The organism is Pseudomonas sp. OF001, assembly GCF_904426495.1.
In the GTDB taxonomy this organism is placed as follows: Bacteria; Pseudomonadota; Gammaproteobacteria; order Pseudomonadales; family Pseudomonadaceae; genus Geopseudomonas.
The window spans coordinates 86,514-98,860 of record NZ_CAJGBM010000001.1; the positions used below are offsets into that span (position 1 = coordinate 86,514).

8 protein-coding genes are annotated in these 12,347 nt (G+C 69.1%); 7 read left to right on the forward strand and 1 reads right to left on the reverse strand.

Annotated elements, in window-relative coordinates; genetic code table 11:
* The first annotated feature begins 27 nt into the window (after positions 1 to 27).
* From gltB to hemE, 6 genes are all read left to right on the forward strand, one after another.
* The gene (gene gltB, locus RA210_RS00400) at positions 28 to 4,473 is read left to right on the forward strand and encodes a glutamate synthase large subunit (RefSeq protein ID WP_201485045.1); all 4,446 of its coding nucleotides are present in this window, start codon (positions 28 to 30) and stop codon (positions 4,471 to 4,473) included.
* A gap of 100 nt (positions 4,474 to 4,573) precedes the next feature.
* A complete protein-coding gene (locus tag RA210_RS00405) occupies positions 4,574 to 5,992 on the forward strand; it encodes an FAD-dependent oxidoreductase (RefSeq protein WP_201485047.1) in 1,419 nt (472 codons plus the stop codon).
* A 115-nt stretch (positions 5,993 to 6,107) separates the two neighbouring features.
* Complete coding sequence (locus tag RA210_RS00410; RefSeq protein WP_236574578.1) at positions 6,108 to 6,488, forward strand: GntR family transcriptional regulator; 381 nt, start codon at positions 6,108 to 6,110, stop codon at positions 6,486 to 6,488.
* Between the two features lie 16 nt (positions 6,489 to 6,504).
* Positions 6,505 to 7,365, forward strand: coding sequence for an ABC transporter ATP-binding protein (locus RA210_RS00415; RefSeq protein ID WP_236574579.1), 861 nt, complete (start codon positions 6,505 to 6,507; stop codon positions 7,363 to 7,365).
* The gene (locus RA210_RS00420) at positions 7,362 to 8,708 is read left to right on the forward strand and encodes a hypothetical protein (RefSeq protein ID WP_201485052.1); all 1,347 of its coding nucleotides are present in this window, start codon (positions 7,362 to 7,364) and stop codon (positions 8,706 to 8,708) included. The genes RA210_RS00415 and RA210_RS00420 overlap by 4 nt, the downstream gene beginning before the upstream one ends.
* 114 nt (positions 8,709 to 8,822) lie before the next feature.
* On the forward strand, positions 8,823 to 9,887 hold the full coding sequence (gene hemE, locus RA210_RS00425; protein ID WP_201485053.1) for a uroporphyrinogen decarboxylase: 1,065 nt from the start codon (positions 8,823 to 8,825) through the stop codon (positions 9,885 to 9,887).
* A 120-nt stretch (positions 9,888 to 10,007) separates the two neighbouring features.
* Here hemE and RA210_RS00430 read toward each other — a convergent pair whose 3' ends face one another.
* A complete protein-coding gene (locus RA210_RS00430; protein WP_201485054.1) occupies positions 10,008 to 11,252 on the reverse strand; it encodes an MFS transporter in 1,245 nt (414 codons plus the stop codon).
* A 139-nt stretch (positions 11,253 to 11,391) separates the two neighbouring features.
* Between RA210_RS00430 and RA210_RS00435 the strand changes: the two genes are divergently transcribed.
* Positions 11,392 to 12,315: a LysR substrate-binding domain-containing protein gene (locus RA210_RS00435; protein WP_201485055.1), complete on the forward strand. Its 924-nt coding sequence runs from the start codon at positions 11,392 to 11,394 to the stop codon at positions 12,313 to 12,315.
* Positions 12,316 to 12,347: the final 32 nt, after the last annotated feature.

Consider the following 12,347-nt stretch of genomic DNA (forward strand, 5'->3'; position numbering starts at 1 on the left):
ATAGAAAGCTAGCCGGTGAGAGTGTCTATGAAAGCTGGTCTGTACCAACCTGAACAATTCAAGGACAACTGCGGCTTCGGCCTGATTGCCCACATGCACGGGCAGCCCAGCCACCATCTGCTGCAGACCGCCATCGAAGCCCTGACCTGCATGACCCACCGCGGCGGCATCAACGCCGACGGCAAGACCGGCGACGGTTGCGGCCTGCTGCTGCAGAAGCCCGACCGCTTCCTGCGCGTGCTGGCCGCCGAGCAGTTCGGCGTGCACCTGCCCGAGCAGTACGCGGTCGGCATGGTGTTCCTCAGCCAGGACGAGGCCCGCGCCGCGCGCGCGCGCGCGGAAGTCAACGCGCAGATCGTCGCCCAGGGCCTGACCCTGGTCGGCTGGCGCGCCGTGCCGGTGGACACCTCGGTGCTCGGCCGCCTGGCTCTGGAGTGCCTGCCGCGCATCGAGCAGGTGTTCGTCAGCGGCGAAGGCCTCGACGACCAGCAGATGGCGATCAAGCTGTTCTTCGCCCGTCGCCGCGCCGAAGTGGCGCTCAAGGACGATGCGGACTTCTACGTCTGCAGCCTGTCGGCCAAGGACATCATCTACAAGGGCCTGATGATGCCGGCGGATCTGGCCAGCTTCTATCCGGACCTCGGCGACGAGCGCCTGGAAACCGCGATCTGCGTGTTCCACCAGCGCTTCTCCACCAACACCCTGCCGCGCTGGCCGCTGGCCCAGCCGTTCCGCTTCCTGGCGCACAACGGCGAGATCAACACCATCACCGGCAACCGCAACTGGGCGGTGGCGCGGCGCAACAAGTTCGCCAACGAGCTGCTGCCCGATCTGGAAAGCATCGCGCCGCTGGTCAATCGCACCGGCTCCGACTCCTCGAGCATGGACAACATGCTCGAACTGCTGGTCACCGGCGGCATGGACCTGTTCCGCGGCCTGCGCATGATCATCCCGCCGGCCTGGCAGAACGTCGAGACCATGGACGTCGAGCTGCGCAGCTTCTACGAATACAACTCCATGCACATGGAGTCCTGGGACGGCCCGGCCGGCGTGGTGCTGACCGACGGCCGCCATGCGGTCTGCCTGCTCGACCGCAACGGCCTGCGCCCGGCGCGCTGGGTCACCACCAGGAACGGCTACATCACCCTGGCCTCCGAGGTCGGCGTGTGGAACTACGCGCCCGAGGACGTGCTGGCCAAAGGCCGCGTCGGCCCGGGGCAGATCCTCGCCGTGGACACCGAGACCGGCCAGGTGCTGCACACCGCGGACATCGACAACCGCCTGAAGTCGCGCCACCCGTACCGCCAGTGGCTGCGCCAGAATGCCCTGCGCATCCAGGCCGGCATGGACGACGATCACGGCAGCTCCGCCTACGACGCCGACCAGCTCAAGCAGTACATGAAGATGTTCCAGGTCACCTTCGAGGAGCGTGACCAGGTGCTGCGTCCGCTGGCCGAGCAGGGCCAGGAGGCGGTCGGCTCGATGGGCGACGACACCCCGATGGCGGTGCTCAGCCAGCGCGTGCGCTCGCCCTACGACTACTTCCGTCAGCAGTTCGCCCAGGTCACCAACCCGCCGATCGACCCGCTGCGCGAAGCCATCGTCATGTCCCTGGAGACCTGCCTGGGCGCCGAGCGCAACGTCTTCGAGGAGACCGCCGATCACGCCAACCGGGCGATCCTCAACACCCCGGTGATCTCCCCGGCCAAGTGGCAGACCCTGATGACTCTCGACCGCCCGGGCTTCGAGCGCGAGATCATCGACCTCAACTACGAGGAGTCGCTCGGCCTCGAGGCTGCGGTGCGGCGCATCGCCGACCAGGCCGAGGCCGCCGTGCGCGCCGGCAAGGTGCTGCTGGTGCTGTCCGACCGCCACATCGCCCCCGGCAAGCTGCCGGCGCATGCCGCGCTGGCGGTCGGCGCCGTGCATCACCGTCTGACCGAGACCGGCCTGCGCTGCGACTGCAACATCCTGGTGGAGACCGCCACCGCGCGCGATCCACACCACTTCGCCGTGCTGATCGGCTTCGGCGCCACTGCGGTCTACCCGTTCCTCGCCTACGAGGTGCTGGCCGACCTGATCCGCAGCGGCGAGGTGCTCGGCGACCTGCACGAGTCGTTCAAGCACTACCGCAAGGGCATCTCCAAGGGCCTGCTGAAGATCCTCTCGAAGATGGGCATCTCCACCGTGGCTTCCTACCGCGGCGCCCAGCTGTTCGAGGCCATCGGCCTGTCCGATGCGGTGGTCGAGCTGTGCTTCCGCGGCGTCGCCAGCCGCATCCAGGGCGCGCGCTTCGTCGACCTCGAGGCCGAGCAGCAGCTGCTGGCCCGCGAGGCCTGGAACCAGCGCAAGCCGATCCAGCAGGGCGGCCTGCTCAAGTTCGTCCACGGCGGCGAATACCACGCCTACAACCCGGACGTGGTGCGCCTGCTCCAGGAAGCCGTGCAGCAGGGTGACTACGCCCGCTTCCGCGACTACAGCGCGCTGGTCGACCAGCGCCCGGTATCGATGATCCGCGACCTGCTCAAGGTCAAGCCGGTCGAGCAGCCGCTGCCGCTGGATCAGGTCGAGCCGCTGAGCGCCATCTTCAAGCGCTTCGATGCCGCCGGTATCTCCCTCGGCGCGCTGTCGCCGGAAGCCCACGAGGCGCTGGCCGAGGCGATGAACCGCCTGGGCGCGCGCTCCAACTCCGGCGAGGGCGGCGAAGACCCGGCCCGCTACGGCACCGTCAAGAGCTCGAAGATCAAGCAGGTGGCCACCGGCCGCTTCGGCGTCACCCCCGAGTACCTGGTCAACGCCGAAGTGCTGCAGATCAAGGTCGCCCAAGGCGCCAAGCCCGGCGAGGGCGGCCAACTGCCCGGCGGCAAGGTCAACGGCCTGATCGCCCGCCTGCGCTACGCGGTGCCCGGCGTGACCCTGATCTCGCCGCCGCCGCACCACGACATCTACTCGATCGAGGATCTGGCCCAGCTGATCTTCGACCTCAAGCAGGTCAACCCGCAGGCGCTGGTGTCGGTCAAGCTGGTCGCCGAGCCGGGCGTCGGCACCATCGCCGCCGGCGTGGCCAAGGCCTACGCCGACCTGATCACCATCTCCGGCTATGACGGCGGCACCGGCGCATCGCCCTTGACCTCGATCAAGTACGCCGGCAGCCCGTGGGAGCTGGGCCTGGCCGAGGCGCACCAGACCCTGCGCGGCAACGACCTGCGCGGCAAGGTCCGCGTGCAGACCGACGGCGGCCTGAAGACCGGCCTCGACGTGATCAAGGCCGCCATCCTCGGCGCCGAGAGCTTCGGCTTCGGCACCGCGCCGATGATCGCCCTGGGCTGCAAGTACCTGCGCATCTGCCACCTGAACAACTGCGCCACCGGCGTGGCCACCCAGAACGACCAACTGCGCAAGGACCACTTCATCGGCACCGTCGAGATGGTGATGAACTTCTTCACCTTCATCGCCGAGGAAACCCGCGAGTGGCTGGCCAGGCTGGGCGTGCGCAGCCTGGGCGAGCTGATCGGTCGCACCGACCTGCTCGAGGTGCTGCCGGGCGAAACCGCCAAGCAGGGCAACCTGGACCTGACCCCGCTGCTGGGCAGCGACCTGATCCCGGCCGACAAGCCGCAGTACTGCCAGGTGGAGAAGAACCCGCCGTTCGACCAGGGCCTGCTGGCCGAGAAGATGGTCGAGATGGCCCTGCCGGCGATCGAGGCCAAGCGCGGCGGCGAGTTCGCCCTCGACATCGGCAACTGCGACCGCTCCATCGGCGCGCGCATCTCCGGCGAGATCGCCCGTCGTCACGGCAACCAGGGCATGGTCGACGCGCCGATCAGCTTCCGCTTCAAGGGTACCGCCGGGCAGAGCTTCGGCGTGTGGAACGCCGGCGGCCTGCACCTGCATCTGGAAGGCGACGCCAACGACTACGTCGGCAAGGGCATGACCGGCGGCAAGATCGTCATCACCCCGTCGGCCGGCAGCGCGCTGAAGAGCCAGGAGTCGGCCATCGTCGGCAACACCTGCCTGTACGGCGCCACCGGCGGCAAGCTGTTCGCCGCGGGTACCGCCGGCGAGCGCTTCGCGGTGCGCAACTCCGGCGCCCATGCGGTGGTGGAAGGCACCGGCGATCACTGCTGCGAATACATGACCGGCGGCTTCGTCTGCGTGCTGGGCAAGACCGGCTACAACTTCGGCTCGGGCATGACCGGCGGCTTCGCCTACGTGCTGGACCTGGACAACAGCTTCTTCGACCGCGTCAACCACGAACTGGTCGACCTGCAGCGCATCAGCGGCGAGCCGATGGAGGCCTACCGCAGCTACCTGCGCCGCGTGCTGGTCGAGTACGTGGAGGAGACCGGCAGCGTCTGGGGCCGCGAGGTGCTCGACAACCTCGACGACTACGCCCGCCGCTTCTGGCTGGTCAAGCCGAAGGCCGCGAGCCTCAAGACCCTGCTGTCCAGCACCCGGGCCAACCCGCAGTAAGGCCGAGCCAGACCGAGGCCCGTCCGCGCGGGCCCGGTCATCCAGATGAGTTTCGCAGCCGCAGGCGCCTGGCCTGGGGCTGCTGCAAAGAGGTTCTGATATGACTGAGCGTCTGAACAACGACTTCCAGTTCATCGAGGTCGGCCGCAAGGATCCGAAGAAGAAGCTGCTGCGCCAGCGCAAGAAGGAATTCGTCGAGATCTACGACCTGTTCAAGCCGCAGCAGGCCACCGAACAGGCGCACCGCTGCCTGGGCTGCGGCAACCCGTACTGCGAGTGGAAGTGCCCGGTGCACAACTTCATCCCCAACTGGCTGAAGCTGGTCTCCGAAGGCAACATCCTCGCCGCCGCCGAGCTGTCGCACCAGACCAACACCCTGCCGGAAGTCTGCGGCCGCGTCTGCCCGCAGGACCGCCTGTGCGAAGGCGCCTGCACCCTGGCCGACGGCTTCGGCGCGGTGACCATCGGTTCGGTGGAGAAGTACATCACCGACACCGCCTTCGCCATGGGCTGGCGCCCGGACATGTCCAAGGTCAAGCCGACCGGCAAGCGCGTCGCGGTGATCGGCGCAGGGCCGGCGGGCCTCGGCTGCGCCGACGTGCTGGTGCGCAACGGCGTGACCCCGGTGGTGTTCGACAGGAACCCGGAAATCGGCGGCCTGCTGACCTTCGGCATCCCCGAGTTCAAGCTCGAGAAGACCGTGATGAGCCGTCGCCGCGAGGTGTTCGCCGGCATGGGCATCGAGTTCCGCCTCAACACCGAGGTGGGCAAGGACATCACCATGGAGCAGCTGCTCGCCGAGTACGACGCCGTGTTCATGGGCATGGGTACCTACAGCTACATGAAAGGCGGCTTCCCCGGCGAGGACCTGCCGGGCGTCTATGACGCACTGGACTTCCTGATCGCCAACGTCAACCGCAACCTCGGCTTCGAGAAGTCCCCGGCGGACTTCATCGACATGGCCGGCAAGAAGGTGGTGGTGCTCGGCGGCGGCGACACCGCCATGGACTGCAACCGCACCTCGATCCGCCAGGGCGCCAAGGCCGTCACCTGCGCCTACCGCCGCGACGAGGAAAACATGCCGGGCTCGCGCCGCGAGGTGAAGAACGCCAAGGAAGAGGGCGTGAAGTTCCTGTTCAACCGCCAGCCGATCGCCATCGTCGGCGAGGGGCGCGTGGAAGGCGTCAAGGTCATCGAGACCCGCCTCGGCGAGCCGGACGCCCGCGGCCGGCGCAGCCCCGAGCCGATCCCGGGCTCCGAGGAGATCCTGCCAGCCGACGCCGTGGTGATCGCCTTCGGCTTCCGCCCGAGCCCGGCGCCCTGGTTCGAGCAGCATGGCATCCGGGTCGACGGCTCCGGCCGGGTGATCGCCCCGGAAGCCGGCCAGTTCAAGTTCCAGACCGGCAACCCGAAGATCTTCGCCGGCGGCGACATGGTGCGCGGCTCCGACCTGGTGGTCACCGCGATCTTCGAAGGCCGCCAGGCCGCCGAGGGCATCCTCGACTACCTGGGCGTCTGATCCGGCCTTCCGTGCGCCGGCTGGCGCATGGCGCTCTGCGGGCCCTGTCGGTCATCATGCCGGCAGGGCTTTTTCATATTCCATGTGTATTGCTATACTAATACACATGGACGCAATGCAACTGCACATCGAGCCCGGATCACCCGATCCCATCTACCGCCAACTGGTAGGCCAGATCAGTCGCCTGATCCTCGCCGGCCAATGGCCGACGGGCGAGCTTTTGCCGTCGGTACGCGAGGTGGCGACCGTCCATGCAATCAACCCGATGACGGTTTCCAAGGCCTATACCCTGCTGGAGGCCCAGGGGCTGCTGGAGCGCCTGCGCGGCAAGGGCATGCGAGTCGCCCTGTGCTCGCCCGTCGCGCCGTCGCTGGAGCAGCGCCTGGAGCTGCTGGCCGAGCCGCTGGCCGAGCTGGCACGCCAGGCCCGGCAGCTCGGCCTCGACCATGCTCAGGTCGCCGCCGCCTTGCGTCCGCTGATGAGCGAAAAGGACTGAACCGAGGAGAATGCAAATGGAAGCTGCGCTGGAAGCGCGCGGGCTGGGCAAGGACTACCATGGCCAGCCGGTACTGGACGACATCTCGCTGCGGATCGAGCCGGGCTGCATCCTCGGCCTGATCGGCCGCAACGGCGCCGGCAAGACCACCCTGCTGCGCTGCCTGCTCGGCCTGCTGCAGCCGTCGCGGGGCGGGGCTTGGATCGACGGGGTGCCGTCCCTGCGCCTCACGGATGCCGACAGGGCGGCGCTGGCCTATGTGCCGCAGCAGCTCGACAGTTTCGGTTGGATGAGCGCCACGGCCATGCTGGAGTTCGTCGCCGGGCTCTATCCGCACTGGGACCGGGCACTGGCCGCGCGCCTGCTGCAGCGCTGGTCGCTGGACGGTGACCGCCGTCTCGATCTGCTCTCGCCCGGGCAGCGTCAGCAGGTCGGCCTGATCCGTGCGCTGGCCTCGCGCCCGCGCCTGCTGGTGCTCGACGAGCCGGCCGCGGCTCTCGATCCGCTGGCGCGTCGTGAACTGCTCGGCGAGATCGTCGCCACCGCCGCGGAGCAGGGCGCCACCGTGGTGTTCTCCAGCCATATCCTCTCCGACCTGGAACGCATCGTCTCGCATGTCGCATTGCTCGACGCCGGCCGTCTGCGCCTGCACGCCGCTCTCGATGAGCTGAAGGAGGAGGTGCGCCGGGTCAGCCTGCCGGCGGGTGTGGAGCCGGGACTTGCGCTGCCCGGCGAGCTGGCGCGCCATCGGCGCGAGGATGGTGGCTGGAACCTGCTGCTGCGCCTGACGCAGGGCCAGCCGCCGGCCGGGCTGCCGGTGCAGGCCCGCCTGCAGCCGCTCGGTCTCGAGGATCTGTTCGTGGAGCTGGCCGCATGAGTGGGCATCTGCTGCGCGTGCTGTTGCCCGGCAAGGGGCGCCTGCTGCTGGCGCTGACGCTGCTGGTGACGCCCCTGGCCAGTGCTATCCATTTCCTCGAGCGTCTGCCCCGGGCCGAACGGGAGGAGACGCTGATCGTCGCCGCGCTGGCCAGCGCCATGCTCTGGTGGCTGCTGATGGCCGGACGCCTGGGGCGATTGGCCTGTGCCATGCCGCCATTGTTGCTGCCGGGTACCGGGCGGTTGCTGGGCGCTGGCCTGGTGCTGTACATGCTGCCGGTACTGGCCGCCTTCCTGCTGGCGCTGCCTTGGGTCGGCGCGACCCTGGATGTATTCCTGTTCGCCGGCGCCCTTCTGCTGGGCTCGGCGCTGGGCATGCTGCTGCTGAGTCTGCCGCATGCCCTGTGGTGGCTGGCGATCGTGTTGCCGCAGGCGGCCCAGCATCTCTGCTGGCCGACGACCGCGCTCGGCTACTGGGGGGTGACGGGCGGCGTGCTGTGCGCTGTCATGTTGCTCTGGCGCTGGTATTGCAGCCCGGTTCGCAGCGCCAACTGGTGGTGGCAGCCGCAGGTTTTGCTCATGGATAGCGCGATCGGCCAGGGGCGCGCCACGTCCTCGGCGCTCGACAGGCATGTCGGGGAGGCGACTCGGGAAGACAATCGCGCGCTGGCTGCCGTGCTGGGCGCACCGATGCAGACATTCCGGCAACGCTATCGCTGGCGCGGGCGGCTGGCGTCCGGAGCGTTCCTGGGCAGCTGCCTGCTGATCCTGCTGATCCTGCTGGCGCTGGAGCCGGAGAACCTCCATCGCTTCATGCTGGTGGGTGGTGCCCCGGTGCTGCTGGCTCTGTCGTCAGCCTTCAATGCCCAGTGGCTGGCCTCCGCCCAGGGACGTGCGGCGCTCGACGAGCTGTTCCTGCTGCCCGGCCTGCCGCGCGGTCAGGCGCTGCTGCGGGCTCTGTGCCGGCAGGCGCTGCTGGTGCAGGGCGAGCGGCTGTTGCTGCTGGGCGTCGTTGTCGTTCCCGTTGCCTGGCACTATGGCTTTCCGTTGCCCTGGTTGCAGTGGTTCGTCGTCTGGTCGCTGTTGATGCTGGCCGTCGAGATGGCTCATGTGCTGCTGGTCGTCGCCGGTTGGCGGGACCGCTGGCGCTGGGGGCTGTCCGCTCTGGTGCTGTGTGCCGGCCTGACGATGTCCGCCTGGCTGCTGTTTGCCGGCTGCTGGCCCTCTTCGGCGGTGCTGGCGGCCTGGGGCGTGCCGGTGATCTTCCTGCTGCTGGCGCCCCTGCTGCTGTGGTGGCGACTGCGATACAGCCCGGCGCCGCTGGCAGCCGGCCTGCCGGCGTGATTGCGGCGGCAGCGCTGACCGGGATCAACGGCACCACGAAAGGCACGGCCCCCGCCGTGCCTTTTGCCGTGTGCTTTGCGACAATGCCCGTCTGAATTTTCGTCGGAAGCCGTTATGACCGCCCTGAAGAACGACCGTTTCCTCCGCGCCCTGCTCAAGCAGCCCGTCGACGTCACCCCGGTGTGGATGATGCGCCAGGCCGGACGCTACCTCCCCGAGTACCGCGCCAGCCGCGCCAAGGCCGGCGACTTCATGAGCCTGTGCATGAACCCGGAGCTGGCCTGCGAGGTCACCCTGCAGCCGCTCGACCGCTACCCGCTGGATGCGGCCATCCTGTTCTCCGACATCCTCACCATTCCCGACGCCATGGGCCTGGGCCTGTACTTCGAGAGCGGCGAAGGTCCGCGCTTCAAGAAGCGCATCGACAGCATGGCCGACATCGACGCGCTGCCCATCCCCGATCCTGAGAAGGATCTGGGCTACGTGATGGATGCGGTGCGTACCATCCGCCGCGAGCTGAACGGCCGCGTGCCGCTGATCGGCTTCTCCGGCAGCCCCTGGACCCTGGCCACCTACATGGTCGAGGGCGGCTCCAGCAAGGACTTCCGCAAGTCCAAGGCGATGCTCTACGACAACCCGCAGGCCATGCACACGCTGCTCGACAAGCTGGCCCAGTCGGTCACCACCTACCTCAACGGCCAGATCCGCGCCGGCGCCCAGGCGGTGCAGATCTTCGACACCTGGGGCGGCAGCCTGTCGGATGCGGCCTACCGCGAGTTCTCGCTGTTCTACATGGAGCGCATCGTCCACGGCCTGATCCGCGAGCACGAAGGTCGCGAGGTACCGGTGATCCTGTTCACCAAGAACGGCGGCCAGTGGCTGGAGGCGATGGCCGACACCGGCGCCACCGCGCTGGGCCTGGACTGGACCTGCGACATCCGCAACGCCCGCGCCCGCGTCGGCGACAAGGTGGCCCTGCAGGGCAACATGGACCCGACCGTGCTGTACGCCAATCCGTCGGCGATCCGCGCCGAGGTGGCGCGCATCCTCGAGCGTTTCGGCCACGGCAGCGGCCACGTGTTCAACCTCGGCCACGGCATCACCCCGGAAGTCGACCCGGCGCATGCCGGGGTGTTCATCGAGGCGGTGCACGAGCTGTCGGCGCAGTACCACCACTGAGCCACGCGCTAACCGACGAAGCCCGATCCAGTGATCGGGCTTCGTCGTTTTCGGGGTAGGGTGCGCCATGCGCACCGCGAAACCTGGGAGGGTCGTGGTGCGCATGGCGCACCCTAGGGTTCAGCCCTGTGGCCGCTTGGGCGGCAGGCGCGACAGGTGCAGGGCCACGCCGAGGGCGACGGCGAGCAGGGCGGCGATGAACAGGCCGACGCCGGTCCAGCCGCCGTGCTGCCAGAAGAAGCCGCCGGCGGTGCCGGCGATGCTCGAGCCGAGGTAGTAGCTGAACAGGTACAGCGACGAGGCCTGGCCGCGCGCCTCGAGGGCGCGGCGGCCGACCCAGCTGCTGGCCAGCGAGTGGGCGGCGAAGAAGCCGAAGGCGAACAGCAGCATGCCGGCGAGGATCAGTGCCAGCGAGCCGAACAGGGTCAGCAGCAGGCCGGCGAGCATCACCAGGATTGCCGGCCAGAACACCCGGTGGCGGCCGAGGCGGTCGGCCAGCACGCCGGCCTGGGTCGAGCTGTAGGTGCCGGACAGGTAGACCACCGAGAGCAGGCCGACCCAGGTCATGCTCAGCCGGTAGGGCTCTTCCAGCAGGCGGTAGCCGATGTAGTTGAACAGGGTGACGAAGCCGCCCATCAGCAGGAAGGCCTCGAGGAACAGCCACGGCAGGCCGCGGTCGGACAGGTGCAGGCGCAGCCCGCCGGCCAGGTTGGCGAAGCTCAGCGGCGTCGGCCGGAAGTGCCGCGAGTCCGGCAGCAGGCGCCAGAACAGCAGCGCGGCGAGCAGCGCCAGGCCGCCGAGGATGCCCAGCGCGGCCTGCCAGGACAGGTGGTCGACCAGCACGCCGCTGACCAGCCGCCCGCTCATCCCGCCGAGGGCGTTGCCGGAGATGTACAGGCCCATGGCCAGGCCGAGGTGCTGCGGGTGGATCTCCTCGCTGAGGTAGGTCATCGCCACCGCCACCAGGCCGCTCAGCGACAGGCCGACCAGCGCGCGCATCAGCAGCAGGGCGTGCCAGCCGGGCATCAGCGGGGCGAGCAGGGTGCACAGCGCGGCGGCGACCAGCGCGGCGACCATCACCGGCTTGCGCCCGACGGCGTCGGACAGCGGCCCGGTGAGCAGCAGGCCGACGGCCAGGGCGATGGTCGCCACCGACAGCGCCAGGCTGCTCTGCGCCGCACTGACGGCGAACGCGTCCGACAGCACCGGCAGCATCGGTTGCACGCAGTAGAGCAGGGCGAAGGTGGCGAAGCCGCCGGCGAACAGCGCCCAGTTGGTGCGGCGGAAGGCGGCGCTGCCCTTCTCGATGTGGCCGGGTTGTTCGGTGGCGGCGCCCTCGGCGGGGCTGGCGGCAAGGCTGGGCATCGGGACCTCGGTACGGACGGTCGTGCCGCTCCGGGAAGCGGGCGGGGTGGATGCCGGCAAGCATAGGCGAGGCAGGATTGTTAGTTCCAATATATTATTCGACTCGTCTGATATGCATTTCGAATCGAATGGGCTGCCCATGGAACTCCGTCACCTGCGCTACTTCGTCGCCGTCGCCGAGGAGCTGCACTTCGGCCGCGCCGCGGCGCGGCTGGGCATCTCCCAGCCGCCGCTGAGCCAGCAGATCCAGGCGCTGGAGGAGGAACTCGGCGTTTGCCTGTTCGAGCGCACCAACCGCCGGGTGGCGCTCAGCACGGTCGGCGAGCTGTTCCTGCCCGAGGCGCGCGCGGTGCTCGCCCAGCTGGACAGGGCGGTCGATGTCGCCCGCCGCGCCCGCCAGGGCGAGCTGGGCGAGCTGAAGGTCGGCTTCACCTCCTCGGCGCCCTTCACCTCGACCATCCCGCGGGCCATCCAGGCCTTCCGCCTGGCCTGCCCGCAGGTGCACCTCGACCTGCGCGAGCTGAGCAGCCGCGGGGTGGCCGAGGCGGTGGCCGCCGGGCTGCTGCAGGTCGGCATGATGCGCCCGCTCGATCCGTTGCCGGTGGGGCTGGAGGCGCTGGAGCTGTTCGTCGAGCCGCTGGTCGCGGTGCTGCCGGCCGGCCACCCGCTGGCCGCGCGCGATGACGGCATCGCACTGGCCGAACTGGCTGGCGAAGCCTTCGTGTTCTTCCCGCGCAGCTTCGGCACCGGCCTCTACGACCAGTTGCTCGAGCTGGCGCGCGGCGCCGGTTTCGCCCCGCGCATCGTCCAGGAGGCCAGCGAGGCGATGACCCTGATCGGCCTGGTGGCCACCGGCCTGGGCGTCACCGTGCTGCCGGCCTCGTTCAACCGCATGCGCATCGACGGCGTGGTCTGCCGCACCCTGCGCGACCCCGGCGCCGGCACCGCTGTGTGGCTGGTGCGCCGCGCAGGCGATGCCTCGCCGCTGGTACAGCGTTTCGCCGAGCTGCTCGAGAACGAGGCCGCCGAGGCCCGGCGCCAGCGTGCCCGTCCCGAAGGCTGAGCGCGCGGCGGCGGAATGGGGTTAAATGCGGG